Raw genomic sequence first — 26283 nt, forward strand, 5'->3', positions numbered from 1 at the left:
GGTCCCTATCGAAACCATTTCGATCGAGCCTTCCCGGAGGAAAAACAACATGAAAATACCTATTGGTGATCTCGCTCACCTCGTCGGCAGTTCGCCTCAGTTCATGGTCGAACTGACGGAAGACCAGCAGAAAAAACTGCGACGCTTCATTCATAAACGCGTACTCAACCCCGAAGATGCGGACGACCTTCTGCAACTGACTTACCTGGAAGCATGGCGCAACAGAGAGCGTTTCAGCGGCCAGGCCACCCTCAGCACCTGGATGTGCGGGATCGCTCAGAATTTGATCCGCAACCACTTCAGGCGCATGTATGCCAAACCTGTGCACTGCGAGTTCGATGAATCGTTGTGGCATGGCCAGGACGAACACAACAGCCTGGATTGGGAATTTGAAGTCAACCGGCGCCTGGAAAAAACCCTGAGCGCCATCGACCATCTGCCGGTGGAAATGCGCAAAACGCTGTACGCTTCGCTCGAGACAGACGGCAGCTATCAGGACACCGCCGACGCGCTCGACATCCCCATCGGCACCGTACGCTCACGGTTGTCGCGCGCGCGTGAACAGCTTAAACGCGTGACTCACAACCCGTTGCAGCCATAAGTCCCGCTACAGCAAAACCGTTGGGCGAAAAGGATATCTGCCCAACATTCCCCACTCTTCCAGTACGCGGCAGCAAAAGACCGCAGCCTGAAAAGCCCCCCGCCGTTTATCCCGCCACTCGTCGACATTTCGCCTGTTTTTCGTTAAACAGTTGAAAGCGTAGAAAAAAATTTAACAAAAGCCCTTGACGCATTTGCGTTCTACGCGAATAATGCGCGCCACTTGGCTACATAGCTCAGTTGGTTAGAGCATAGCATTCATAATGCTGGGGTCCGGGGTTCAAGTCCCTGTGTAGCCACCAAGTACTAAAAACGGCTTACCGAAAGGTAGGCCGTTTTTTTATGCCCGCAGGAAAGTGTCGCCCAGTTGTCCTCCTGGCGACCTTCAGGCCATCGCACTCGGTGTTCTTATACGCTGGTCCGCCAAGTCAATGGTCAGGTCGTGGCGCGGCAGAGGGCTCAACGTATCGTTCAGGTTCATGCGCAAAGGTTTGTCCGCATTCGCTCCGTATTCGAAGTCGACGTTGACGTGCTTTTGCGTGTGACTGAGCGACGCGCGACTGGAAAAGCTGAGCGAGGTCAGGGCCGGCAACGACATGCCATGGGTCTGGGTCGCCGTATAGTTCAGACTCATGCTTTTCACACGCAGATTGTCGGGATCTTTGAGTGCTCGCTTGATCAGTGGCTCGGTGCTTTCGCCCGCCAGGTGACGACGCTCGATCGTGCGCAGAACCTGCGGTTTGAGTTCCATGCCGAGCGTCATCGAGGTGCCTTCACCCTGCTGCAGCTGCTGGATAATCTGCGCAAATTGCGGGTCATCCTTGAGCCACTGCACGATGGCAGCCTTGTTGCCCGGCGCGACATCGTCCAGCCAGGCAAATCGCCCGTTGTCGTGCAACCCCACCCGTGTCACGCCAGACTCGACCGACGCCAACTGACGCAAACCGGCTTTCATCAGAGCGTGCTGGGTCATACATTGCTCCAGCGACTGGCCGATAGTGTGGTAGTCATCCAGCTTCGTCGCCAAAGGTGGATGAGCCGCCATGAAACGCTGCAACATCGCCAACTGCTCCTGCGGGTCAGCCGATGGGGCAATGACGGCCAAGTCCTGCCTGAACTGTGGTGAGTACTGCGACAGACGCCTATGGATATCATCGATCTGCGCCTGCGTTACGGGTTGCGCAGCCCTGAAGGAAAAATCGACGGACCGGGATTGCCCGCGGTCGAATTTCACCCTGACCGACACCTCCGGCAAGGCAAAGGCTATAGCCGTTGGTCCTCCCGCTTCAGCTCTGCCCAGCGCCAGCGCGTTGACCGGCGCGAAGTTGGCCCCTGCTTCAGCCTCCCTCAGCCATTGCATGTTGCGCCCTTCGTTACGTCGGGTGCCCGTCGCTGAACGCACGCTGGACCGGTTCGCATCAGCGTGTGCCAGGTTGAGATGGCCCACACCGCCGATACCGGCCTGTATCACCGAGTCAAACTCGGCGATATTTTCCTGAGGTTTGTACATCAGCCGCAGCTGGGCGAGCCCGTCCAGACTCACATCGGCACTGACTTTGGAACCTTCTCCAGACGCGTGTTCCTTGCCCAGCGCCAATAAGTCCTGGAACCCCCCGGACTGCCCCATCAGGATCGACATCATCTTGCCGAAGTCAGCCTCCCTCACGTCAAAACCAATGCTCGCTTCCCTGCTTTTCTCGACGCTCGCCAACAACTCACCCGCCACCCTCAGACCAGGCCCCACGGCGCCACCGCCCTGGCCTAACGTCACCCCCAGACCCAAGGAGCCGGTCATACGCCGCATGTCGTCGGTGCTGATCTCAACGTGTGCACCCTGGTCGGTACGACTGATGCTCACACCATGGGTATGGGACTTCGAGGCCTCCAGGAAAAACTCCAACGGCGCCACCGGTTTTATGCCGGTCACTATCACACCCAGAGCCTGGCCCTGGGTTCGACTGGGGCTGAGGGTCTGACCACTTTGCAGTTGCCGCACTTGCTGCGTCATGGCGCCCTGTATGGACGCATCGGCGGGCAATCCCAGCAGCCCCGACAGGTGCCAATGCAAGGCGGACCCTGGAGTGCCAAGATCCTTGGCCAGCAGTTTGAAGTTGTCATACAGGGATTCCGCCTGGTCGTAGCTGACAATCTGCTGGCTGGACAGTGTGTGCACCGGGCCCTCTTCAAAGCCTTTCATCACTGCCTGAAGCGACGCCTCGATTCTTTTCAAGGCACTTGGGCTATGGCCGGACGTGCTGCTCAGCGCCTCAATCACCCCAGCCAATTGCTTAAGCGTGCCGGCATGGTGAATCAGGTCGCCCTCGATGAGGGCCGAAGGGTGGCCCAGATCTCGTTTACGCTCCGGTTTCCACTCGGGCAGCCTCAAGCCCTGCCCTTCGAAATTGGCCAGCAGCGTTGCGGTGAATTTTTGCGATGAGGGCTCGACCCGCTTGAACGCTTCGTACAGCCGGTGCAGCGTCGATTCGGGGCTCACCACCGTTCGGCTGAGCGTGGGCTGTGGGTCAAATGTCAGCCCATGCAGGTCGCCTAACAGACGGGCACTCGACTGGCTGCTCTGTTCGACTTTGGCCAACGCCTGGCTGATCTTCCCTGCCAGCGCCTGCCGCGGTCCAGGCTCGCTCAGGGCCGCAAGGCGGGCGCTCAGGTCAGCGCCAACCGGCCTGTTCTTTGAGAGAGACTCGAGCTGTTGGTGCAGGCGCTTGTCGTCAGCGTATACGCTCTCCAATCCCCGGCGCCCCTTCATGTGATGCCCGATGGACTGGCCTTTCTCAGCCAGGGCTTGCAAAGGATGGAAGTGCGCTTTGATTCCCTGGAAGACATTGCGCTTGATGGGCACCCCTTCGCGTGTTTGCCCCAACACATTGCTGCTGGCTGTCAGCGCGCCCCCTGGCACAGACGTGCGCATCTGGCCGGCCGTTAACGTATCGGCCAAGGCAGCCTCCTGCCGTGCCGGTTGCACCAGTCCCCACGCCATTGCGCTTGGGGCCGCGTTATCCAGTCGGTGGAACTGCTTGTCCCAACCGCCAATCAAGTGCTTGTCAGCCCCCATCCGCAGGGACTCCAATGATTGCTTCTGCGGCAATTCAACCTGGGTCCAGCGGGGCGCGGCGCCCTCGCTGCCTTGCCAGGCGTGGCGATCGAGCTTGAATAACTCGCCCGTCTGAGTGTGTGCGTAAAGATTTGCTTCATGATCCAGCGCCAGGGTTTTGATCGCGAGCGCCGGTGAAAGCCGTAACGGGCCGACCACCCCGTCCACACAGGCTTGGAGCTGATGGTCTTTATCGACGGTTACAAAGTTGCGGCCGTCGGCTACCGCGAAGCCTGTGACCGGACGCTGAATATCGCCCGCAAGCACTTCCTCAAGTGACACCAGGGGACTAGGCTTGGGCAGTGCGCTCAATTCATGACTGGCGCCCTCGAAGACCGGGTCACGCACCTTTGTGACATTCACCGCTTTGAGTTGCCCTGCTTGCAGCACATAGGCGCGTCCATCCAGGCCTCGCTCCAGATGGGCCACGCCCTTTTGTGCGCATTTGTCCCAACGTTGCGCTGCCGCATCCCAACTGAGCAATGTGCCTGAATCAAACGCAACCTTGCCGCGCAGCCCGAGATCGACCGCCGTCGTCAGTGCCTGCTGGCTGGGCAACGGCAGGCCTTTCTCGATGCCCTTGACCAGCACATCGCTCAGGTTCCATTCAGGGCGCAGCCCGCCTGCCTTAGCCAATGGCACGCTGTGCAATTGCTGCCGGGCATCACGAGCCTGGGCATTGAGCTGCCCGGCGTCATCATGGAAGAACCCTTCGACACGCACAGCGCCCTTCAACGCCTGCTCCAGCGGTAAGAGCGATTGCGCAACCATCGGCAGGGTGCCGTCGCGCGCCAGCCGCACATCCGCGCGCAGCAGTTCGCCGTCAGCCGTGGCGCCATACAGCGTACTGCCAGCCAAGCCGATTCGGGTGAGTTGCACAGGCGAGCCGCGCTCATCAATCGGGTGCACAGCCGTCATCTCGGCACCCTGAATCTGTACAATCGACGTGCCCTGAGCCTGGCTCAACACCACCGAAGTCCGCCCCTGCGCAGTGCTGTCCAGCGCCTGCGGAGGTGTCTTCAACAATTGCCCCTCACGGGTCAGCCCAATCCGGCTGTAGGTCCGGTTGTCGGCGTCGGGCAACCAGGTCAAGGTGAGGGGTTCGAAGCGATACAGGCGTCCTTCGTCAAGACGAAATTGCGTGCCCTCGGCGGTCGTCTGTACACCGCTGACGCTTCCCAAGTATCCCCGACCGGGGCCCAACTCCTCGCCGCCGCCGGTCGCGGGCAGGCTGCTTCTGAATACCGCCGCGACAGCGGGCGTGGGCTGAATATGAAACAGGTAATCTCGCTCATCCCTGAAGCGCAACGTACCGGCAACTGAGGCGCCGTCGGCGACATAATGCTTGCCCGGTGCGTTGAGATGGCGGGCGATATCACGGCCCACCTGGGTCGTATCAGGTTCCAACCGCCCATCTCTGAGGCGGATATCGAACAGCATTGAAGCAGGGTTCAACGATTGGTAAGAGGGCAGTCGCTGGACAGGCTCTGTGGCCGGGCGGGGATATGCATTATCGTGGTGAACAGGCTCGATAACGTCATGTTGTGCGTGGGGCAGACCATCTAATCTTCTGTGCATAGCAGGCTCCAGAACTAGATAAATACCAATTACCGAGTGAGCATTTGCCTCGTTTTGGTTCCAGCGTGGCGCTATAACCCCAGCCCGGTCCCCGTCTCTTCTGCGCTAAAGTCTGCTGACAGGAAGACCAGATCATTCTCAAAATGAACGGAGTTCAACGCGTGCTTTTTATTTCCCGCCGTCAACTGTCAACCGTTGCCTTCACGCTCGCCCTGGCCGGCTGCCACACCACGATCAATGAACAACCACCCGCACCGGAGCTGGGTTCGGGCTATCGCACCGACCTCGCCACTCGCCACGCCGCACGCCATATGGCAGCCGCCGCCAACCCCCTGGCCGCCGAAGCCGGGCGCGAAATGTTGCGTCAGGGTGGTTCGGCCATTGACGCCGCGATCGCCATGCAAGCGGTGCTGACACTGGTGGAACCGCAATCCTCCGGCATCGGCGGCGGCGCATTCATCATGCTGTGGGACGGCGAAAAAGTGCACGCCTACGATGGCCGTGAAACCGCCCCGGCCGGCGCGACGGAACGGTTGTTCCTGAACGCCGACGGTACGCCCATGGCGTTCACCGATGCGCAGATTGGCGGGCGCTCGGTGGGCACGCCGGGGGTGTTGCGGGCACTGGAAATGGCCCACAGCAAGAGCGGCCGCCTGCCATGGTCCAAGCTGTTCGAACCGGCGATTCGTCTGTCCGAACAGGGTTTCGCGATCTCCCCGCGCCTGCACAGCTTGATTGCCGCCGACCGTTTTATTGCGCAATCGCCGGACATGGCCGCTTACTTTCTGAATGCCGATGGTTCGCCGAAGGCCACCGGCACGCTGTTGAAGAACCCGGCGCTGGCGAAGGTGTTCAAACGTATCGCCAAGGAGGGGCCGAACGCGCTGTATCAGGGGCCGATTGCCGATGAAATCGCACGCAAGGTACAGGGCAATCGCAATGCCGGCAGCTTGAGCCAGGCCGACCTCAAGGGCTATGCCGCCAAGGAACGCACACCGCTGTGTACCGACTACAAACAATGGAAGGTGTGTGGCATGCCGCCGCCCTCGTCGGGTGGGATCGCTGTTGCGCAAATCCTCGGCACATTGCAGGCGCTGCAAACGCGCGATCAACGCCTGGCCATTGCGCCGATGACGCCGCTCAAGAGCTCGTCGCCCGCCGGGCTTGAGCCCACGCCCGAGGCGGTGCATCTGATCGCTGAAGCCGGGCGCCTGGCTTTCGCCGACCGCGCGCTTTACGTGGCCGATGCCGACTTCACGCCGGTGCCGGTTGCCGGCCTCGTTGCGCCAGACTACCTGGCCCGGCGCGCCGCGCTGATCGGTGAGCGCAGCATGGGCATCGCCAAGCCGGGCCAGCCGGCAGGCCTTCAGGTAGCCTACGCGCCGGACCGTTCACCGCTGCGCATCTCCACCTCGCAAGTAGTGGCCGTGGATGACCAGGGCGGCGCCGTATCCATGACCACTACGATAGAGGCGGCGTTCGGCGCCCACGTCATGGTCCAGGGTTTTTTGCTCAATAATCAGATGACCGACTTCTCGTTCATCCCCGAAGAAAACGGCCAGCCCGTCGCCAACCGCGTGCAGCCCGGCAAGCGTCCGCGTTCGGCCATGGCGCCAACGCTGGTGTTCGATCGCCAGAGCGGTGAGTTGCTGGCCACCGTGGGTTCGCCGGGCGGCTCGCAGATCATCGAGTACGTGAGCAAAACACTGGTCGCTATGCTGGACTGGAAGCTCGACCCACAGGCCGCTATCGGCCTGCCGAACTTCGGCAGCCGCAATGGCGCAACCGAGCTGGAAGCCGGGCTGTTCAGCCCGGGCGTGAAGCAGGCCTTGAAGAACAAAGGTCATGAACTGAGCGAAATCGACATGACCAGCGGCGTCCAGGCGATCGTGCGCACACGTGATGCCCAGGGCAAGGTGTCATTGAGCGGTGGTGCAGACCCGCGGCGTGAAGGCGAAGCACTGGGGGACTGATCCGCCGGGGTGGCGAGGGCGACTGCTCCCTCACCACCCATTTAAGCCCTGTAACGGACGGTCAGCGATTCGCTATCAGATGTGAACCGAACAAGACGTAGCATCCCCCGGCAAAACGATCGAGCCATTTACGCGAACGGCCGTAAAGAGCGGCCATGCGTTCGCTGGAAAACAACAGTGCCACACTGGTATACCAACTGAACGACAAGGTCGCCATGACGATCACCGCCAACGTCAGCAACACCGGCGAAGGCGACGGCGGCATGGTGGATGCGAAGATAGTGGCGACGAACAGCGCCGCCTTGGGGTTGGACAGGTTACCCAACACCCCCAGACGCCAGGCGGAAAACAGCGAGCGCCGCGCCGCATCCGGCAACGGGCTCTGGCCCATATTCGCTGCCGAGCGCTTGAACAATTTGAGCCCCAGATAAATCAAATAGCAGCCCCCAATGATCTTGAACGCCAGGTACAACATAGGCGCGGCCGTAAACAGCGACTTGATCCCCAGTCCACCCGCCAATCCCCACAGGATCGTACCAGTGGCCACGCCCGCCGAAGCCACTACACCATGTCGGCGCGAACAGCTGGCGGCCAATTGGGCGGTGTTGAAAAAGTTGGGCCCAGGCGTGACCACGGCCACCGTCCACAGCAGGGCCAACGAGACCAGCGGCGCCACATAAGCGGGGTTGAACAGTTCCATCGCGGCCAGCGCCTTCAAGGCAATACACAGCCTGGATCATAGGCCTGGCCGAACAACTGCACAATCGTACAAGACCCCGGCAGACAAGGGCCGCAGACTCGGCTAACGTGTTTCCACCTTCTTTTGTGACAGTCACCATGGGCAACCCTACCCACACGCTGGACTGGCTGCACCGCGCGCCGCACGCCAGTGGCCTGGACCGTATCGAAGCCTACTTTGCCGGCTTCGCATTCGACCCTCATCGCCATGACACCTACGCCATCGGGCGTACGCTGTTCGGTGTGCAGAGTTTTCATTATCGCGGCGGCATGACCCACAGTTTGCCCGGCACCACCATGGTGATTCACCCCGATGAAACCCATGACGGCCGCGCGGGCAGCGATGAAGGTTTCAAGTACCGGATGATCTACGTGGAACCGGCGCTGATCCAGCAGATCCTCGGCGGCAAGCCGTTGCCCTTCATACCCGGCGGCGTGTCCACCGACCCGCGACTGCACCGCGCCAGCGAGGTATTGCTGCAAAGCCTGGATTGCCCGATCGACCCGATGCAGGAGCAGGACGCCATGTTCGACCTGGCCCACGCGTTGAGCGCTGCGTCCGGCGTTATCACCAGTCGCAAATCCTTCGATTACATCGCCGCCGAGCGCGCCCGGGAATTTATCCACAGTGCCCTGGGCCGCAGCATCACCCTGGATGAAATCGCTGATCACGCCGCGCGCGACCGCTGGGCGTTGTCGCGGGATTTTCGCCTGCTGTTCGGCACCAGCCCCTACCGCTACCTGACCATGCGCCGGCTGGACCTGGTGCGCCAATTGCTGGCACAGGGCGTGTCCCTGGTGGATGCCGCGATGAGCGCCGGCTTCACCGACCAGAGCCACATGACCCGGCAATTTCGCAGCACCTACGGCATGCCGCCGTCGCGCTGGGTGAAAATGCTCGGACGCTGACTCAAGACCTGGAATGCATTCAAAATGTGGGAGGAGGCCAAGCCCTAATGCTTTTGTAGGAGCGAGCTTGCTCGCGAAAAACTCACAGGCGCCGCGTTCATTCAGGAAGCACGCGTTATCGTTAACGTTTTTCGCGAGCAAGCTCGCTCCTACAGACGGCATCAGGGCCTGCCCCTTCCCACAGTTCAGATAAGGCGGCGTTGGCATTTGGTCATGGTTTGTAAAGGGCCAGCAAGCCGTGTCCCTTTAAATTGCAGGACGTTTCCGAGACAATCCTCGCCGCCTTGTGCCTGTTGGAATCGATGGCTAGTCTTCGGCCCGTCACTGCCTTTTCGGTGATCGGGTTTAGTCGCCCGGATTTAATAGGCGCATGGTCCTCCATGAGGTTTTATGGTGGCTGTGCGCAGGGCGCCCTCGGGTGCGCCGGACTTTGCCTATTTGCCGGTCGACTAACCTGCGTACAGCCGCCACCCAACGTTTAGTCGCGACGGGGTCGGCTCCTTTGAGCTAATAGGAGTTACACCATGACCAAAGCCCTTCCCGATCCACCCATGGATTGCCTCGTCGTCAATGAAGAACTCAGCTTCGAAGACGCCCAACTCTATATTTCCCATCTGATCCACAGCGCATCGGCTACGGTGTGGGACTGCTGCGATCACCTGCAACCCCACGACCGCGCAAGAATCCATGCCGCATGGCATCTGCTGGAAATGGCCAAAACGGTGATAAACCGCACCATCGAATGCATGCCACGAACCTGAAAACACCACAAAACCAATGTGGGAGGGGGCTTGCCCCCTCCCACATGAATCACGATCATCGTCCTGCCCTGAGCCTCAGCCAGCCAGAGTGTGGCGCTTGCCGAACAGCGTCACACTCGCCACGCCCACCGCCCCCATCACCGCGCAATACCCCACGCAAATCCACGGACTGGCAGGCATCAACGCAATCAGCAGCAGCGGTGTGGTACTCGCCCACAGCGCATAAGCGATGTTGTAGGTAAAGGAAATCCCCGACACCCGCACTTGCGCCGGAAACAGCCCGACCATCACCGACGGCACCGTGCCCACCACGCCGCAGCTCAAGCCGGCCACGGCATACGCCGCGCCCAGCCAGACCCCGCCGCTGATCAGGCTGGCATACAGGACAAATACCCCCACCGGCAGCAGCAGGCTGTAGACCAGCACCGCGCGCCAGGCGCCGATGCGGTCCACCAGCAGGCCGGCCAATACGCAGCCGATGTTGAGAAACACAATGCCCAACGCGCTCAAGGCGAACGTGCGGCTGGGGCTCATGCCGAAGGTTTTCTGCATCATGGTCGGGGTGATGACGACCAGCACCACCACGGCCGACGTCAGCACGCACGTGAGGATCATCGCCGGCAGCAGCACGGCGCGGTGGTCGCGCAATACGGTGCGCAGCGGCAGTTCGGCGGCGGCCTGGCGGCGCGCCTGCATTTCCAGAAAGACCGGGGTTTCGCTGAGCCAGCGGCGCAGCCATACGCCGATCACGCCGAATACGCCGCCGAGCAGGAAGGGGAAACGCCAGGCGTAGTCGAGAATCTCGGCCGGGGTGAAGACCTGTGCGAGCAGCGTGGCCGTCAGTGCGCCGAGCAAATAACCGAAGGTCAGGCCGGCTTGCAGGAAACCCAAGGCATACCCGCGATGACTGCGCGGGGCGTGCTCGGCGACGAAGGTCCAGGCGCTGGGCACTTCACCGCCCACTGCGGCGCCTTGCAACACGCGCAGCGCCAGCAGGATCAGCGGTGCGAAATAGCCGATCTGCGCGTAGGTCGGCATGATTCCGATCAGCAGGCAGGGCAAGGCCATCATCAGGATGCTCAAGCTGAACACGCGCTTGCGACCCAGGTGGTCGGCAAAGTGCGCCATCAGGATGCCGCCCAACGGGCGCGCGAGGTAGCCGGTCACGAAGATGCCGAAGCTTTGCAACAGGCGCAGCCACTCGGGCATTTGCGGCGGGAAAAACAGTTGGCTGAGGGTCAGCGCGAAGAACACGAAGATAATGAAGTCGTAGATTTCCAGGGCGCCACCGAGGGCGGCCAGGCCCAGGGTTTTGTAGTCGGAGCGGGAGAAACGCTGCGCCTGTGAAGAAGCGGTGGCAGTCATGTGCATGCTCGGCAGACAAACAAAATGGCGTGCAGATTATGAGCTGAACCGGATCCTGGCAATCGCGACAGATATATTTGTTTTACTCATTGATCGATGAAGATACCTACATTCCCAAATCAATGAGCGTAGCGGAACATGCCGCAAAACTGACGCGCCTGCCGTTGCAACAGGCGCAATCACGAAGACTCACCGTCATACCGGACGCGCCTCAGCCAATACCTTGGCACGAAACTTCAGCGGTAATCGGCAGGTGTCAGCAAATCCGGAGATGCGAAAACGTCCCACCACTTCTCTGACGGCTGCTCGTTGTAAATCAAGGGCGGTTGAAGGTTTCACGGTTCACCTCGGTGACATCCATTAGAAGACGAGTCTAGCAGCGCTCGCACTGAGTAGACACGCCCCACCCTTCAAACCGGTGTCTTCGTTCCGTCACATTGCGTTGCTACCGTCCTGCGAAATATCTTGCAACATCTCGCCAAGGATTCCCGCGCATGAGTGACGAGCACGAAGATCGCCCTTCCACAGATTCCATAGGCCAGCCGCCGGTTGACTCCAGTCGCCGCCGATTCCTGGGGGGCGCTGCGGTGCTGGGGGTGGGCGCGACCTTGAGTGCCTGCGGCAATACCAGCGAGGCACCGGAAAAACCGGTGACGCGGCCACTTACAACACAGGAGCTAGACAAGGCCCTGCGCGACCAAGTGAAAACCGTCGTCGTGATTTACGCGGAGAACCGCAGCTTCAACAATCTGTTTGCGGAGTTCCCCGGGCTGGAGAAACCGCTCTCGGCGCTTTCCGCTACGGATTACCAGCAACGTGACCGCGACGGCAGCGTATTGCCCGCCCTCCCCCCGACCTGGGGCGGCGTGTTGCAGGTCGGCCCGCAAAGCGTGGATGGGGTGACCTACCCGAGCGCCGTGCAGTTCCAGGAAAACCTGCCCAACGCACCGTTCGCCCTCAAGGGCCCGAATGCCGAAGACTTGCCCCTGAGCCTGGTGACCCGTGACTTGTGGCACGTGTTCTATCAGAACCAGATGCAGATCAACGGCGGCAAAAATGATGGTTTCGTGGCCTGGGGCGATTCCGGCGGCCTGGTGATGGGCCATTACGCCCAGAGCCGTTACTCCCTGCGCTTGTGGGACGTCGCCCGGGAGTTCGTGCTGTGCGATAACTTCTTCCAGGGCGCGTTCGGCGGCTCGTTCCTTAACCATCAATACCTGATCAGCGCCACCGCGCCGACCTATCCCAATGCTGCGCAATCGGTGGCCAAGGCGCAGATCGCCACGCTGCAAAGCGACGCCCCCGGCGACACGCGCCTCAAACCCCTGGACACCTCGCCGGCCAGTGCCATGACCGGCCCGCCGCAGTTCGGCCCCAGCGCCTTGACGCCGGACGGTTACGCGGTCAACACGCTGGCGCCGCCCTATTGGCCGACCTGGATCCGCGACCCGCAAAACCCCGATTATTCCAAACCGGACCTGCCCAACGTGCTGGTGCCGCAAACCCATGACCACATTGGCGACAAGCTCTCGAAAAAGAACATCGACTGGGCCTGGTACGCCGGCGCGTGGCAAGCCACCCTCGATCAATTCAAGGACTCGGGCGGTATCCCCAAGATCCCGAACTTCCAGTATCACCATCAGCCGTTCAACTACTTCAAGCAGCAGGGCCCGGAGAACCGCGCGGAACGCGACAAACGCCTGCGCGACGGCGGCTTGGGCGATGAAGCGAGCACCAATAGGTTCTTCGCCGACGCCCAGGCGGGCAAGCTGCCCGCCGTGAGTTTCTACAAGCCCCAGGGCAACCTGAACATGCACGCCGGCTATGCCGATGTGGCCTCGGGCGACCGGCATATCGTGCGCGCCCTCAAGGTGCTGCAGGAAAGCCCGCAGTGGAACAACATGGTGGTGGTGGTGACCGTCGATGAAAACGGCGGCTGGTGGGACCACGTGGCACCGCCCAAGGGTGACCGCTGGGGCCCGGGCACGCGGGTTCCGGCGCTGGTGGTGTCGCCGTTCGCGCGCAAGGGCACGGTTGACCATACGGTCTACGACACCGCGTCGATCCTGCGCCTGATCACCCGCGTGTTTGAGCTGGAGACCCTGGATGGCCTCAAGCAAAGGGACGATGCGATGCGCGCGCGCGGCCAGAAACCCATGGGGGATTTGAGCAACGCCTTGCAGTTCAGGGTTTAGCGTCACTTATCCAATCGCGACACCCGCTGCGATTTAGCACGCGGTTTTCCTGGTCAGCCGCTACTGTGTGAAGGTGGGCTTTCACCCCGCGCAGACGGGCTTTCGCTGACAAGGAATCAACTATGTTCAAACCAACCACGCTGGCCTTGACCCTGGCCGCACTGATGGCCAGTGCGGTCGTACAGGCCGACATCGAAGTGCCGTTGGGTAGCACGCAACGTGTCACCCAATTATTCGCGTTTCCCAACAACTGCAACGTGATCTGTTTTCGGCCCTGGACGCTGGAACAGACCGCCGAGCATTATCTGAACCAGAGCCTGCAACGTGACGGCTACAGTCGGGCCAAGGTCAGCGTCAAGGTCCATGATGGTCAGGTCGCCGCCACCTTCAGCGGCGTGCCGGACGGTTACGGCCAGCCCCTGACGGCCCTGCTCGATACCGCCGACCTGGCTTACCAGGGCGCCAGCCAGCTCAACACCGACGGTAAATGGGCCTATAACTGGTACCTGTTCCTGCCGTTGGGCATGGCCCTGGAAAACCGCAAAAGCATCGAGCTGCTGCACTTCCCGCCGGACTATTCGCTGACCCAGGCCCAGGACTACCTGGAATCGGCCACCACCGACCGCTGGGCGACCTTGCTCACCAGCAATGGCATTCCTGCCGGCGAAACCCCGGCCTACCAGACCATTATCGATATCGCCCCCATCGCCGCGCCGTCCAATGCCGGTAAAGACCTGGAAGCGGTCTACAGCTATTTCACCGACTACCAGACCCGCATGGTCAAGGAGTTGAGCCTGCGCACCGACGGTGCGTTGCCGATGGTGGCGTTCGGCGCGCCGGTGCGCAGTTGGATCAAGCAACAATACGGGCAGACCGTGGCGGTGCTGGGCCTGGCGCAGATCAGCCCGGAGCCGGGCAAGCCGGTGTGGGTGCTCGGCGCCAACCACCCCAGTTACATCTGGTACGCGGCCAGCCCGGACACCTATGACGGCAATGAGCAAAAGGCCGATGAGGCCGGCTTGAAAGTGATGGGCCAAGACCTGAGCGCGGCCTGCTGGCAAGCCGGCATGGGCCAGAAACCCGCCAGCGACGCGAACGTGTTGCTCAAGGCATGCATGAATACCTGGCAGGTCACGCGCAAAGAGCAGACCTGCGAGTTGTTCTACACCTCGGTGCGCAACCTGACTCCCGAGCAGGCCAACGCCAAATGCGCCACGCCCACCATCAAAGCCCAGTTGAAACAGCTGCGCAGTGCCGCCCCGGTTCCCACCCTCGCTCCGCCCGCGTTGTGAGCCATGGCAACGATTTCCACTGCCAGAGCTGACAGTGGAAATCGACCAATAAACGGTCTTAGGCTTCGCCCAACGGTCGCAGACGGTACTGCGGCGGCAGTTGCTCGAAGCCACTGATGGTGGTGTTCAAGCTCTTCCAGCGGCCATCCTTGATGCCATAGATGCAGCCATGAATCGACAGGCTCTGCCCGCGGTGCCAGGCGTTTTGCACAATGCTGGTATGGCCGACGTTGGCCACCTGCTGAATCACGTTCAGCTCGCACATGCGGTCTACGCGCTCGTCTTCAGTGGGCAACTGGGCCAGCACGTCGCGATTCTCGTAGTAGAGATCACGAATGGTGCGCAGCCAGCCGTCGATCAGGCCGAACTGGCGGTCCTGCATCGACGCACGTACGCCGCCGCAGCCATAGTGGCCTGTGACGAGAATGTGCTTGACCTTGAGCACATCGACTGCGTACTGGATCACCGACAGGCAATTGAGGTCAGTGTGCAGCACCACATTGGCCACGTTGCGGTGCACGAACAGATCACCGGGCAGCATGCCGACGATCTCGTTGGCCGGTACACGCGCATCGGAACAACCGATCCACAGGTATTCCGGGGTTTGCTGGCGGGCGAGCTTGGCGAAGAATTCGGGATCTTCCTGTTTGATCGCATCCGCCCAGCGTTCGTTGTTGTCTAGCAGGTCTTGTAGTTCGTTCATCAGGGAAAGCCTCAGGAATGATGCGCAGTTTTGTGACTGACAAGCCCTCGTCCGGGTCACGCCTGGCGCAAATTAGCTTGAATCTTTGGGGGCCATAGCCTGTCCACACACTATAAGCCCCACAGTATGAGGATTGGCCATGACTGAATCACGACGTCCCTACGGTGCTACGCAGCCCGAACCGATTGATGATAACGAAGACCGCATGGGTTCGATGCGCGAGCTGGATTTTGATCAAGAAGACCAGACGGCCGAAATCGGCGATGAAATCCCGCGTGGCGAGCGCGAGCACCTGATGCCCGACGAGCGGGTGCGCGAAGCGGGCATGACCGGTGCTTCGACGGATGATCATGAGTCGACCGATGACGACATGAGCCCGGAAACGCTGATTCATGAGGATGGCGCGCGGGATGCGCGGGAAGCCGGTGAAGATGGCGCGGCGGACTACGATCTGAGCGTGGTTGGTGAAGAGGATATTGGCGGCGGAAATGGCCTTGATGAGGCCGAACTGGCCGACCTGGACCCACTCAACGGCAAGCGCTGACACCACGCAGTTCAACATGTGGGAGGGGGCTTGCCCCCGATAGCGGTGTGTCAGGCGCTTATCTGTAACTGATACACCGCCATCGGGGGCAAGCCCCCTCCCACATGGATTTTGGTGTTAGTCGACCAGAGTGCAGGCCATCACGACCGCATCTTCACCGCCGGGTAATACGCCCCATCTGGCCCGCTCACCGGCAAGCGCTGACACAACGGCGTCAAATGTGGGAGGGGGCTTGCCCCCGATAGCGGTGTGTCAGGCGCTTATCTGTAACTGATACACCGCCATCGGGGGCAAGCCCCCTCCCACATGGATTTCGGTGTTAGTCGAGCAGGGTGCAGGCCATGACGACTGCGTCTTCGCGGCCGCCCACGGCAGGGTAGTAATCCCGGCGGCGGCCAATCTCGTTGAAGCCATAGCGCTCATACAGGCGAAATGCCCCGGTATTGCTGTCTCGCACTTCGAGGAAACATTCCCGAGCGTTGGCCGCATAGGCGCGAGACATCAGATGCTCCAGCAACGCCAACCCCAACCCTCGGCCCTGATTCTCCGGCTTGACGGTGATATTCAGCAGGTGCGCCTCATCGAGGATGATCTGCACCACGCCATGTCCCACCTGCTGCTCGCCTTCGAACATCAGCCAGATCTGGTACTTGCCCAACCCGTCGAGAAAAATGCCCCGGGTCCAGGGGTGGCTGAACGCCGCGTATTCGATCTTGAGCACGGCGTCGAGGTCGGCCTCGGTCATCGGGCGAAAGGATAAAGCCTCACTCATCGGTTGTTTTCCAGCGCGCCATCAGCCGGCGCATGGCTTGCCAGACATCAGCCTTACGCTGTGGCTCTTCCATTAATAATTCCAGGCCCGGCAGGGCCCATACCGAACCCAGGCTTTCAACCTGCAGCTCGCGGTACCAGGCTTCGGCATTGGCCTCACCGGCAAAGCGCACGGCGGGCAGGCCGATCAGCCACAGGCATGCGCAAGGTTCGTCTTCCAGGCGTGCCGAGACAAAACTTTGTACAAAATCCCGTGCGGCTTCCGGGCCCTGGTCCATGGTGCCGCGCACCAACAGCGGCCAGCGCACAGGGTCGCCGACGATTTGCGGGCTGTCGGGCAGGCCGGCGGCGCGCAGCATGTCCTTGAGCAGCAGGTAGGCGGGGTCGCGCGACTGAAAACGTTCGCCGGTGGGCAATTCCACCAGCAGCAGGCAACGGCCCGCACGCAGCAGCTGCAGGGCAAAGCGTGGCGGCGGCACCACCGGGGCCTTGACCACGGGGGCGACCTCTTCGACCGCCGCGGCTTTGGTCACTGGCGATGGGCGCGGGACTTCGATCCTGGCCCGCTCGACCACAGGGCGCGACTCGGCCACAGGCTTGACCACCGCAACCGGCGCGGCGGCTTCTTCGCCTGAGGGCTCGAACGCATCAGTGGGCTCTGGCACCTCAAACAGCTCGGGCCGCGACGGCGCGGCAAACGGCAGTTCGGTGCGGGGCAGCCAGTTGACCACCTGCATGGCGCTCAAGTAAGCGCGACGTCGGGACTCGATAAGCACAGCTCGGCCACTTGTGGATAACTAAAGAGCGGGGATTCTACCGCTGTTCGGCAACAATCGCCCACTGCACACTGACCGGCTGTGGATAAATCCCGCGCCCGATGCAGTACAATCGCGACTTTTAATCGCCAACCAGCCGGCCATTCCCATGATCGAACCCAAGCGCGTCCTGCGCGCCCTCGCCGAACACTGGGCCTTACTTGAGCCACTGTGCGAACACTTCGACCAAGGCACCCTGAGCCTGAGCGAACTGCGCGCGCAACTGGCCGCCCAACAACTGGACAGCACGCCCCAGGACATCACCAGCCTGCTGGACGTATGGATTCGCCTGGATATCCTGGTGCCTGTGGCCAAGAGCCCGAACCGTTTCGAGCTCAACGCGCAGATCCACGACTTCCTGGCATATCTTCGCAAGGAGCACCGGCTTGGCCTGTGCCTGGAAATCGAAGCCTACCTGCGTCATCTCGAGCGCCTGGCCGGTTATATCCAGGACGCCTTCGACATCCGCGATGGCCACGACCTGGCCCGGCAACTGCGCCTTTTGGATATGCGCGTGCGCGACGTGCTGAAAAAGCTCGCCAACGACGAACAGGCCCTCGCGGCCGTGGCCGACCGCGCCAAGACCAGCGACCGCCAGATCCCCTTGCGCCAGCGCTACGCCGAAGTATTGGCGACGTGGGACGAATACGTCGAGCCGATGATCCAGCTGGTGAACGCCGACGGCGCCTTCGAGCAAGGCGTGCGCAAGGTCGAGAATGTGCTGCTGCGCATGCTCACCGAGCAGCAGCGCCTGGGCCAGTTGGTGGACGACGACATGCTGCTGCGCACCCACGCACGCATCCTCGAAATGCAGACCAGCGCCCAGTTGACCTTGCGCCATGCGCGCGAGCTGCTGTTGCCGCTACGCGAAGAAGCACGTCGGCACAACGCCGTGACCCGTGGCGCCGCGCTGGCCCTGTCAGCGATCCGCCGCAAAGGCCTGGACGCGGTGCCCCAGGCCGCCATGCCCCTGTTCACCCGCCCGCAAAGCACCTTCCTGGGCAGCGCGAGCCAGGTGGAAGCCTATGTGTATGCCCTGGCCAATTTCGAGCCGAAACCGGCGCGTTTCCCCAAGGCGCACAAAACCCACAAGGGCGAAGCCCAGCGCGCGCCGCGAACGGTCAAGGAAATGCTCGAGCGCTGCGAAGACGCCCTGCCGATGCCGGACCTCATGACCTGGCTGCTGGAGCAGGAACCGGACGGCGCCACCGACGAGTTGCTGTACTGGTTCTCGCGGCTCTCGCGGGAAAAACGCTTCAAGCGCGAACGCCTGGAGCGCCGCGACTATCACACACACGAGCACCAGGTCAGCCTGCGCTCCTTCGCCCTGCTCCCGGCCGGCGTTGACGCCACCGAGAATTCTGCGAGCACGCCTTATGCATCTTGATCTATCCGAACTGTCCCAGCTGGCGCCGATCTTTCGCGAGCTGTTCAAGGGTTACCACGTCAGCCGTCGCGACCCGGAACTGTATGCGCAACTGTCGAACTTCCAGGACCAGTACCGCACGCTGTTCAAGGCCCTGGGTTTTGAGCTGGTCTGCGATACCCGTGGTTTCTATTACTTCGTGCCGGATTCGGCCATCGCCAGCGCGCAGGTGAACAAGACGGCGCAGCGTCTGGCGCTGTTCACCTTCATCCTCGTCGAGCACCTGGCCGACCAGGGTCGCGACCCGGTCGCCGTGCTCGACGGCGGCAGCCTGGGCCGCGATGAGCTGCCGTCGTTGCTGGAAAAGTACCGCGACCTGTTTATCCAGGCCGAAGTGCAGACCCAGGAAGAGCTTGAAGAAAAAATCATGCGGCGCATGACCCAGTTGGGCTTTGCCGGCGAAGACAACGGCATCTATCGCTTCCTGCCGCCGATGCATCGTTTCCTCGATGTGTGCCTGTCGGTCCAGCAGGACCGCGACCTCGCTGCCAGCGTGCACAGCGTGTTGCCGCTGCCGGTGCCGGTGATCATCGACGCAGACAGCGATGAAAAACTGCTGAAGACCGATGACCCGCTGGACTTGAGCGACTTCGCTGAAGAAAGCGAAGAAGACGCCCTCGCCCGCGCCATTGCCGAAGAACAGGAGACCGACGCATGAGTAAGGAACGCTACGGCATACGCCGTTTCGCCCTGTTGAACACCGCCGGCTACAGCCTGGGCTTGTTCCCGCTGGAAGAGCCGCTGTCGGTGTACGGCGCGAACAACCTGGGTAAATCCGCGTCGATCAACGCGTTGCAGTTCCCGATCCTGGCGCGCATGTCGGACATGAGCTTCGGCAAATACACCCTGGAGCAATCGCGGCGCTTCTACTTCGCCACCGACACCAGCTACATCCTCGTGGAAGTCTCGCTGCCCCACGGCCCGCACGTGATCGGCGTGGTGGGGCGCGGCCCCGGCGGTGGTTTCGGTCACCAGTTCTTTGCCTACGCCGGCAAGCTGGACCTGGCCCACTACCAGAAAAACGACACCTGCCTGCGCCAGAAGGAGCTGTTCACCAACCTTGAGCGCGAAGGCCTGAAAGCCTATGAACTCAAGCCTGATGAACTGCGGCGCCTGCTGGTGGGCGGCCACACGTCGATCCCGCTGGACCTGACCCTGATTCCGCTGCGTTCCACCAGCGAACAGAGCCTGAAGACATTCCGTGCGCTGTTTATCAACCTGCTGCACATGCGCGAAATCACCGCGGCCAAGCTCAAGCAATTGTTCCTCGATGCGTTCGAACACAGCTTGCGTTCCGGCAGCGTGGATTACATCGCCGCGTGCGAAGAAGCCTTCCGCGATGTGCGGCGCATGGAGCAGGACTACCATTCACTGGTGGCCGCCGGGCCGTTGGTCGAAGCGCTCGCCAATGGTGTGAAACAGCGCGATATTTTGCGCGGCAAATTGCATCGTCTGTCGCCGCTGCTGGATTCGCTGCTGGGCACCTGGTCGGACTACGCCAGTGCGCGCAAGGAAGAGCTGACGATCCAGGCCGAGCACTATCGCAACGAGCAGGATGCGCTGCAGCACGACCAGCGCGGCGGTACCCAGGAGCTGATGCGCCTGGAGCGCGAGATCAGTGGCATCCAACGTTGGCTGGGCGAGCTGTCGGTGCTCAAGCATCGCTTCGCGCTGGTCGACGATGTGAGGGTACTGGAGCAGCAACTGCTCGCGGCCAAGGATGCTCACGACGAATTGGCGGGCGCCCTGGCGCAATCCCGGCAATTCAGCGCCGAGGACTTGGACGAGCGCCTGCGCGACCTGGAAAAACGCCTGAAGTCGGTCAAGCAGCAACTGGACCACGCGGACAACAACAGCTACGCCAAGCTGCGCGAAGAGTTCTCACAGCAGGATGTCGAGCGCCTGATGCGCCTGTTCAACAGCTCGCTGTTCAGCCTGCCGCTGGGCGAACAGGGCATCACGCTGGACGAGGACGGCCAGTGGGTCAAATCCCTGGAGCAGATCCTCGACGGCTTCAAGGGCGAGCGTTTCGAAGTGCCGGGGCTGTCCATCGACATCTCGCACATCGAGCCGCCGGCGTTGCAGGCCCTGGCCGATCGCGCGGCATTGCGCGATCAGAAAGAGCGCCTGGAAAAAGAACTCAAGCAACTCAAAACCCAGCAGGCCGTGGCTTCTGACCGAGCGGCGAGCAAGACCCAGACCGAAGCGCTGTACCAGCAGGTACTCGACGCGCAGAAGGCGCTGGAAGATTTCCGCCGCGCACAAACCCTGAGCGCGGAAGAAGGCGAGAAGCTGGAAAACCTGGCGCAGATGGAAGCGGCCCAGGACGAATTGAAGCGCTCCAGCGATGCGTTCACCGAGCGCGTCCAGCAGTTGTCGGCCAAGCTGCAACTGGTCGGCCGCCAGATCGGTGATATGGAAGCCAAGCAACGTACGCTGGACGACGCCTTGCGCCGTCGCCAGCTGTTGCCGGCGGACCTGCCCTTCGGCACACCGTTCATGGACCCTGTCGACGACTCCATGGACAATCTGCTGCCGCTGCTCAACGACTATCAGGACAGCTGGCAAGGCCTGCTGCGCGCCGATGGCCAGATCGAGGCGCTGTATGCGCAGGTGCGCCTCAAGGGTGTGGCCAAGTTCGACAGCGAGGACGACATGGAGCGCCGTCTGCAACTGCTGATCAACGCCTATGCCCACCGTACCGACGAGGCCTTGACCCTGGGCAAGGCGCGCCGCGCAGCGGTCACCGATATTGCGCGGACCTTGCGCAATATCCGCAGCGACTACGACAGCCTGGAGCACCAACTGGCGTTGTTCAACCGCGAGATCAACAAGCGCCAGGTGTCCAACCTGCAGAGCTTTCGCATTGTGCTGGCACCGAACAAGGAAGCCCTCAAGCACATCGACCAGATCATCCACAGCGCCGGTCAGTATGAAGAAGGCGAGACGTTGTCGGTGTTCGACCTCAGCCAGAGTGCCGAGCAGGACAACAAGAACGAAGAGGCCAAGGAGTACCTGGCCCGCCTCGTCGCGGCCAACCATAACCAACTGGGCCTCAAGGACCTGTTCGAACTGGCCTTCGAGATCACCAAGGTCAACGGCCAGCCGGTGATTCATACCGACATTGATGGCGCCGCGTCCAACGGCACCACCATGACCATCAAGGCGCTGACCAACATGTACTTGTTGCTGCACTTGATGGACCGGGAACAGGCCGGTCGTGTGCGCTTGCCGTACTACCTCGACGAGGCGGCGGATATCGATGAGAAGAACCAGGCAGCGTTGCTGGAAACCAGCCTGCAGCTGGGCTTCGTGCCGATCCTGGCCAGCGTGAAGCCGCAGGTGTCCGCCCAGGTGGCGATCGACCTGGAAGGCGGCAGCGGGCCGAACGGGATCTACATTGATGAGGCGGACTGGAAGTATATCCGTCGACATGATGGGGTGAAGGCCACGATTAACGTGCAGGCGGATGAGCCGGAGCTGGACGAAGTCTGACGGGGAGCGCTGAAGTGCGAAAAGGCCGCGATCTTTTGGATCGCGGTCTTTTTTGTGGGCTGGCGTTTTTGTGTTGGATTTGAGGGCCTCATCGGGGGCAAGCCCCCTCCCACATTTTGATTTGTGAATACATTCAAAGTGTGGGAGGGGGCTTGCTCCCGATGGCCGCGCCTCGGTCTACTTGCCCAACGGAATCTTGGGCGCCCAGGTCAACCACTCATCCTCGAACTTGTCGAACAGCGCAAAGGTCTGCTGCGGCCGCGCCGGGCTGCCCATGCGTTCGCCATCAGGGGTGGCAAAGGCGATACCGCCGGCCACCAGCGTCTCCAGGGACTCGGTCCGCACCGTCGCGCCCTTGAACAAGCCGAAGTCGAGCCCGAAGCCGCTGGTGTTCCAGAAGCGGCTGCCACTGCGTACCAACGGCGCGTACTTGGGCTCGATCAGAATGTGCACCAGGACACGGTCGGCGGTCTGCCCCAGCTCATAGCCGGTGACTTTGCCCACGGTGACTTCACGGTAGGTGACCGGCACGCCTTCCTTGAGCGAACCACGGCGTGCGGCGCTGAGCGTCAGGCTCAGGCCCGCCTCCTGACGTGTGGCTTCAGGCGGTTGGGCAAGGGCGACAAAACTCTTCTGCGGGCCAGCGTTTTTCGCCGCCGGTTGCACTTCGATGTACTGACCGGTAACCAGGGTCTGCAGATTCGCCGTCTTCATCAGGCCCAATTCAGGCTTGACCACCCAGAACTGACTGCCCACCCGCGCAATGCGGTCCGCCACTTGGGTAATACGCGCGCTGAGCAACACCGATTGCATGTCGGCACTCAGGTCCACACTTTCGATCTTGCCCACGTCCAGGCCTTTGAAGCGCACCGGCGTGCCAGGGCTCAAGCCGTCGGCGCGATCCACCTTGATGGTGACCAGGGTGCCGTGCCGATTGGCGGCGTCCTTGTCGGCAAACAGGCGGAAACGCGGGATGTGCCTTTTCAGCGGCACATTCGGTTCCGGCGTTTCGAAGGCGATACCACCGGCCATCAGGCTGGCCAGGGATTCACTTTTCACCTGGATACCGCCGGTAAGCCCACCGGTGAGGGTGACACCGCTGGCATTCCAGAAACGGGTCGAACCGTTGACCAGGCTTTCATACTCTTTCTCGATATGAACGCCGATCACCAATTGCTTCTTCTTGCGAGAGAACTGGTAGCTCTGTACCGAACCGACCTTGACCTGTTTGTAGAGAATCGGGCTGCCCACATCCAGCGAGCCCAGGTTGTCGGTGAGCAACACCATGTGCAGGCCTGGGGAGCGCAGGTCCAACGGTGGCGCCTTGGCGCGCGCCACGTATTCACGTTGTGGCGCGGTGCCTTTGTCGCCGGGGCGGATGGCGATGTAGTTACCTTTGACCAGGGCCTCCAGGCCGGTAATGCCGGCCAGGGAGATGGATGGTTTGACCACCCAGAATTGCGTGTCCTGCACCAGATAATCTTCGGCCAAGGGGTCGAGGGTCAATTCAGCGCTGGCACTGGACAGGTCCGGGTCGATCTTCAGGGTTTTCAGGCTGCCGACCTCGATCCCCTTGTACATCACAGGCGTACGCCCAGCTTGCAGGCCTTCGAAATCGGTAAGCTTGACCTTGACCTTGATACCAGCAGCGGCGGCGTCGAAATCCTCGTACAGACGGAACGGCAGGCTCGGGTCGGTTGGCGGGCTGTCCTTGCGATTCTCCGGCGTGGCGAAGGCGATACCGCCGGCGACGATACTGGAAAGCGATTCGCTGCGAACCTTCACACCGGACAGATTGGCGTCGATGCTGATGCCGCTGGCATTCCAGAAACGCGTATGTTTGCGCACCAGGTTGGCGTAGGTCGGTTCGATATAGACCTTGATCTCGACGGTACTCTGGTCCTCGGACAACAAGTAGCTTTTGACCTGGCCTACCTGGATCTGCTTGTAGAACACCGGGCTGCCACGGTTCAGCGAACCCAGGCGATCAGCCTTGAGGGTCAGGTGCAGACCCGGCTTGGCATCGGACAACGGCGGCTCTTCGGAGAGCGCCTTGAACTTGCGGGTGGGCTCACCATCCCCCGGGCTTGCGGCGATGTAGTTGCCCGACACGAGGGTTTCCAAACCCGTGATGCCGGCGAGGCTGACGCTGGGTTTGACCAGCCAGAAGCGGGTATTGGTCCTGAGGTATTGCTCGACGTCCTTGTTCATCTCGATGGTGGCAATTACCCCTCGATTATTGCCTTCGTCATCCAGCGCCAGGGCTTTGACCTTGCCCACCGTCATGCCTTTGTAGACCACTTCGGTCTTGTTCACTTGAATGCCTTCGCCGCTTTCAAAGCGGACCTGGATCTCGAGACCTTGCTGGGAGTAGGCACGCCAACCCAGCCAGCCACCGATGATCAGGGCAATCAGGGGCAGCACCCAGATGGCCGACCAATTGGACGCAGGGCGGGTTTTAGCTTTAGGCAAATCACTCATGGTCGTCATCCGACTCCGTGTTATCCCAAATCAGTCGGGGATCGAAGGTTACTGCGGCAAGCATCGTCAAGATCACCACACTGGCGAACGCTGCAGCGCCGAGATTGGCCTCGACACTGGCAAGTCGCCCAAAGTTTACGACCGCCACCAGGATGGCGATCACGAAGATATCCAGCATGGACCAGCGACCGATGAATTCGATAAAGCGGTACATGATAATGCGTTGTTGCGCGGACAGCGGTTGGCGACGCTGCACCGAAAACAGCAGCAGGCCGATACCCACCAGCTTGAACGTGGGCACCAGGATACTGGCGATGAACACCACGGCGGCAATGGGGAACATGCCGTGCTGTACCAGCTGGATCACGCCGGACATGATGGTGCTGGGATCGCCTTGACCGAGGGAGTTGACGGTCATGATCGGCAGCAGGTTGGCGGGGATATACAGGATCGCCGCCGTGACCAGCAGTGCCCAGGTGCGTATGAGGCTATTGGGGCGACGTGCGTGGATCAGCGCACCGCAGCGGTTGCAGAGTTGCTCATCGGCGTCCGCTTCCTGCTTGTTCAACTCATGGCATTCCGTACAAACCAGAATGCCTGCATCAATCGCCCGCATGGTCATCCTCTCCTGACAACGCCTGCCAGATCTGGTGGGGTGACATCACCACCTCGAGCAGAATCTGAACCATTAATAGACTGACAAAGCACACCAGACCCAGGCCGAGCGTAATGGAGGCCATGTCCGCAAGCTTCACGAGTGCCACCAGGACGCCCATCAAGTAGACCTCCAACATCCCCCAGTCTTTCAAATGGTGGTAGATACGGTAGAACAGCAGTCCATAACTGCGACCGATGTTCCAGCGGATGCTGAGCAGCACGGCCAATTGGCAAAGCAATTTGAGCAAGGGAATACCCATGCTGCAAAGAAACACCACGACGGCAACACCTTGCATGCCGCTGTTGAACAGGCCTACTACGCCGGTCCACACGGTGTCCTCTGAGGATTGCCCGAGTAGATTGAGCTGCATGATGGGTAAAAAGTTCGCGGGTATGTACAGCAACAGCGCTGCCAGCACCAGGGCAAGGCTTCGCTCGACGACATTGTGACGGTGAGCGTATAGCTCGTAGCCGCAACGTGGGCATTCAGCTTTTTCACCGAGGGCGAGTACGGGTTTGCGCATCAGCAGATCGCACTCATGGCATGCCACCAAGTCGTCCAGCGGTAAGTCCGACACCTCAAGGGCATCAACCGGATCGGGCATAAATAGGGCTCGGGCTCTAAAAAAGGTTAGGTGCCTATTCTAGTGGTCTGGTTCAGAAATAACTGTGCAAATTTGTTGGAGAGGAACGCTTTCCGACCGCCCAAAACAAAACCCCAACTGCTTTCGCAATTGGGGTTCTGGAATTTAATCTTGACGATGACCTACTCTCACATGGGGAAACCCCACACTACCATCGGCGATGCATCGTTTCACTGCTGAGTTCGGGATGGGATCAGGTGGTTCCAATGCTCTATGGTCGTCAAGAA

The 26283-nt window shown here is 61.1% G+C and carries 19 protein-coding genes, 1 tRNA gene and 1 rRNA gene; 11 read left to right on the top strand and 10 right to left on the bottom strand.

Going from position 1 to position 26283, the window contains the following annotated elements; translation table 11 throughout:
• Positions 1-49: 49 nt before the first annotated feature.
• Positions 50-601: an RNA polymerase sigma factor gene (locus TU82_RS25055; RefSeq protein WP_057725910.1), complete on the top strand. Its 552-nt coding sequence runs from the start codon at positions 50-52 to the stop codon at positions 599-601.
• Between the two features lie 224 nt (positions 602-825).
• Positions 826-902: transfer RNA gene (locus TU82_RS25060), tRNA-Met, on the top strand.
• A gap of 83 nt (positions 903-985) precedes the next feature.
• Here the strand turns inward: TU82_RS25060 and TU82_RS25065 are convergent.
• Positions 986-5149: an AvrE-family type 3 secretion system effector gene (locus TU82_RS25065; RefSeq protein ID WP_231982727.1), complete on the bottom strand. Its 4164-nt coding sequence runs from the start codon at positions 5147-5149 to the stop codon at positions 986-988.
• 281 nt (positions 5150-5430) lie between these two features.
• Between TU82_RS25065 and ggt the strand changes: the two genes are divergently transcribed.
• Entirely contained in the window at positions 5431-7260 is a 1830-nt protein-coding gene (ggt, locus tag TU82_RS25070; protein WP_057725912.1) for a gamma-glutamyltransferase, read from the top strand.
• 61 nt (positions 7261-7321) lie between these two features.
• Here the strand turns inward: ggt and TU82_RS25075 are convergent, their stop codons facing one another.
• Positions 7322-7960: a LysE family transporter gene (locus tag TU82_RS25075; protein ID WP_057725913.1), complete on the bottom strand. Its 639-nt coding sequence runs from the start codon at positions 7958-7960 to the stop codon at positions 7322-7324.
• A gap of 137 nt (positions 7961-8097) precedes the next feature.
• Between TU82_RS25075 and TU82_RS25080 the strand changes: the two genes are divergently transcribed.
• A complete protein-coding gene (locus TU82_RS25080; RefSeq protein ID WP_057725914.1) occupies positions 8098-8907 on the top strand; it encodes an AraC family transcriptional regulator in 810 nt (269 codons plus the stop codon).
• A gap of 524 nt (positions 8908-9431) precedes the next feature.
• Positions 9432-9668 carry a hypothetical protein gene (locus TU82_RS25085; RefSeq protein ID WP_057725915.1) on the top strand — a complete coding sequence of 79 codons (237 nt, stop codon included), beginning with the start codon at positions 9432-9434 and terminating at the stop codon, positions 9666-9668.
• Positions 9669-9743: 75 nt separating this feature from the next.
• On the opposite strand, the gene TU82_RS25090 is transcribed toward TU82_RS25085, so the two are convergent.
• Entirely contained in the window at positions 9744-11033 is a 1290-nt protein-coding gene (locus TU82_RS25090; RefSeq protein WP_057725916.1) for an MFS transporter, read from the bottom strand.
• Positions 11034-11527: 494 nt separating this feature from the next.
• Between TU82_RS25090 and TU82_RS25095 the strand changes: the two genes are divergently transcribed.
• Both TU82_RS25095 and TU82_RS25100 read left to right on the top strand, forming a co-directional pair.
• Positions 11528-13228 (top strand): acid phosphatase, encoded by a 1701-nt coding sequence (locus TU82_RS25095; RefSeq protein WP_057725917.1) that lies wholly within the window; start codon positions 11528-11530, stop codon positions 13226-13228.
• Between the two features lie 122 nt (positions 13229-13350).
• Positions 13351-14520, top strand: a complete 1170-nt coding sequence (locus tag TU82_RS25100) for a hypothetical protein (protein WP_057725918.1) — start codon at positions 13351-13353, stop codon at positions 14518-14520.
• Between the two features lie 58 nt (positions 14521-14578).
• Here TU82_RS25100 and can read toward each other — a convergent pair whose 3' ends face one another.
• A complete protein-coding gene (gene can, locus TU82_RS25105) occupies positions 14579-15223 on the bottom strand; it encodes a carbonate dehydratase (RefSeq protein WP_057725919.1) in 645 nt (214 codons plus the stop codon).
• A gap of 139 nt (positions 15224-15362) precedes the next feature.
• Here can and TU82_RS25110 point away from each other — a divergent pair, with 139 nt between their 5' ends.
• Positions 15363-15767 (top strand): hypothetical protein, encoded by a 405-nt coding sequence (locus TU82_RS25110; RefSeq protein ID WP_057725920.1) that lies wholly within the window; start codon positions 15363-15365, stop codon positions 15765-15767.
• Positions 15768-16086: 319 nt separating this feature from the next.
• On the opposite strand, the gene rimI is transcribed toward TU82_RS25110, so the two are convergent.
• Together rimI and TU82_RS25120 are read right to left on the bottom strand one after the other, a co-directional pair.
• Positions 16087-16539: a ribosomal protein S18-alanine N-acetyltransferase gene (gene rimI, locus TU82_RS25115; RefSeq protein ID WP_057725921.1), complete on the bottom strand. Its 453-nt coding sequence runs from the start codon at positions 16537-16539 to the stop codon at positions 16087-16089.
• Complete coding sequence (locus TU82_RS25120) at positions 16532-17275, bottom strand: hypothetical protein (RefSeq protein WP_057725922.1); 744 nt, start codon at positions 17273-17275, stop codon at positions 16532-16534. The genes rimI and TU82_RS25120 overlap by 8 nt, the downstream gene beginning before the upstream one ends.
• Before the next feature lie 187 nt (positions 17276-17462).
• Here TU82_RS25120 and mksB point away from each other — a divergent pair, with 187 nt between their 5' ends.
• The 3 genes from mksB to mksF are packed head-to-tail and all read left to right on the top strand — an operon-like array spanning position 17463 to position 22274.
• A complete protein-coding gene (gene mksB / locus TU82_RS25125; protein WP_057725923.1) occupies positions 17463-18740 on the top strand; it encodes an Mks condensin complex protein MksB in 1278 nt (425 codons plus the stop codon).
• The gene (gene mksE / locus TU82_RS25130) at positions 18730-19437 is read left to right on the top strand and encodes an Mks condensin complex protein MksE (RefSeq protein WP_057725924.1); all 708 of its coding nucleotides are present in this window, start codon (positions 18730-18732) and stop codon (positions 19435-19437) included. Before mksB ends, mksE begins: the two co-directional genes overlap by 11 nt.
• Positions 19434-22274 (top strand): Mks condensin complex protein MksF, encoded by a 2841-nt coding sequence (mksF, locus tag TU82_RS25135; protein ID WP_057725925.1) that lies wholly within the window; start codon positions 19434-19436, stop codon positions 22272-22274. The genes mksE and mksF overlap by 4 nt, the downstream gene beginning before the upstream one ends.
• A 177-nt stretch (positions 22275-22451) precedes the next feature.
• Here mksF and TU82_RS25140 read toward each other — a convergent pair whose 3' ends face one another.
• The 4 genes from TU82_RS25140 to rrf form a co-directional block, all read right to left on the bottom strand.
• A complete protein-coding gene (locus TU82_RS25140) occupies positions 22452-24755 on the bottom strand; it encodes a PqiB family protein (protein ID WP_057725926.1) in 2304 nt (767 codons plus the stop codon).
• A complete protein-coding gene (locus tag TU82_RS25145) occupies positions 24748-25371 on the bottom strand; it encodes a paraquat-inducible protein A (protein WP_057725927.1) in 624 nt (207 codons plus the stop codon). The genes TU82_RS25140 and TU82_RS25145 overlap by 8 nt, the downstream gene beginning before the upstream one ends.
• On the bottom strand, positions 25358-26017 hold the full coding sequence (locus TU82_RS25150; RefSeq protein ID WP_057725928.1) for a paraquat-inducible protein A: 660 nt from the start codon (positions 26015-26017) through the stop codon (positions 25358-25360). Before TU82_RS25150 ends, TU82_RS25145 begins: the two co-directional genes overlap by 14 nt.
• A gap of 148 nt (positions 26018-26165) precedes the next feature.
• Positions 26166-26281: ribosomal RNA gene (gene rrf / locus TU82_RS25155) — 5S ribosomal RNA — on the bottom strand.
• Between the last annotated feature and the right edge of the window lie 2 nt (positions 26282-26283).

This window comes from Pseudomonas orientalis (genome assembly GCF_001439815.1).
Classification (GTDB): Bacteria; Pseudomonadota; Gammaproteobacteria; order Pseudomonadales; family Pseudomonadaceae; genus Aquipseudomonas; species Aquipseudomonas orientalis.

What these genes read in the sequence shown, in the direction of transcription:
- TU82_RS25055 (WP_057725910.1), top strand. Translation starts at nt 50, where the DNA reads ATGAAAATACCTATTGGTGATCTCGCTCACCTCGTCGGCAGTTCGCCT.
- TU82_RS25065 (WP_231982727.1), bottom strand. Translation starts at nt 5,149, where the DNA reads ATGCTGTTCGATATCCGCCTCAGAGATGGGCGGTTGGAACCTGATACG.
- ggt (WP_057725912.1), top strand. Translation starts at nt 5,431, where the DNA reads ATGAACGGAGTTCAACGCGTGCTTTTTATTTCCCGCCGTCAACTGTCA.
- TU82_RS25075 (WP_057725913.1), bottom strand. Translation starts at nt 7,960, where the DNA reads ATGGAACTGTTCAACCCCGCTTATGTGGCGCCGCTGGTCTCGTTGGCC.
- TU82_RS25080 (WP_057725914.1), top strand. Translation starts at nt 8,098, where the DNA reads ATGGGCAACCCTACCCACACGCTGGACTGGCTGCACCGCGCGCCGCAC.
- TU82_RS25085 (WP_057725915.1), top strand. Translation starts at nt 9,432, where the DNA reads ATGACCAAAGCCCTTCCCGATCCACCCATGGATTGCCTCGTCGTCAAT.
- TU82_RS25090 (WP_057725916.1), bottom strand. Translation starts at nt 11,033, where the DNA reads ATGACTGCCACCGCTTCTTCACAGGCGCAGCGTTTCTCCCGCTCCGAC.
- TU82_RS25095 (WP_057725917.1), top strand. Translation starts at nt 11,528, where the DNA reads ATGAGTGACGAGCACGAAGATCGCCCTTCCACAGATTCCATAGGCCAG.
- TU82_RS25100 (WP_057725918.1), top strand. Translation starts at nt 13,351, where the DNA reads ATGTTCAAACCAACCACGCTGGCCTTGACCCTGGCCGCACTGATGGCC.
- can (WP_057725919.1), bottom strand. Translation starts at nt 15,223, where the DNA reads ATGAACGAACTACAAGACCTGCTAGACAACAACGAACGCTGGGCGGAT.
- TU82_RS25110 (WP_057725920.1), top strand. Translation starts at nt 15,363, where the DNA reads ATGACTGAATCACGACGTCCCTACGGTGCTACGCAGCCCGAACCGATT.
- rimI (WP_057725921.1), bottom strand. Translation starts at nt 16,539, where the DNA reads ATGAGTGAGGCTTTATCCTTTCGCCCGATGACCGAGGCCGACCTCGAC.
- TU82_RS25120 (WP_057725922.1), bottom strand. Translation starts at nt 17,275, where the DNA reads ATGCAGGTGGTCAACTGGCTGCCCCGCACCGAACTGCCGTTTGCCGCG.
- mksB (WP_057725923.1), top strand. Translation starts at nt 17,463, where the DNA reads ATGATCGAACCCAAGCGCGTCCTGCGCGCCCTCGCCGAACACTGGGCC.
- mksE (WP_057725924.1), top strand. Translation starts at nt 18,730, where the DNA reads ATGCATCTTGATCTATCCGAACTGTCCCAGCTGGCGCCGATCTTTCGC.
- mksF (WP_057725925.1), top strand. Translation starts at nt 19,434, where the DNA reads ATGAGTAAGGAACGCTACGGCATACGCCGTTTCGCCCTGTTGAACACC.
- TU82_RS25140 (WP_057725926.1), bottom strand. Translation starts at nt 24,755, where the DNA reads ATGAGTGATTTGCCTAAAGCTAAAACCCGCCCTGCGTCCAATTGGTCG.
- TU82_RS25145 (WP_057725927.1), bottom strand. Translation starts at nt 25,371, where the DNA reads ATGCGGGCGATTGATGCAGGCATTCTGGTTTGTACGGAATGCCATGAG.
- TU82_RS25150 (WP_057725928.1), bottom strand. Translation starts at nt 26,017, where the DNA reads ATGCCCGATCCGGTTGATGCCCTTGAGGTGTCGGACTTACCGCTGGAC.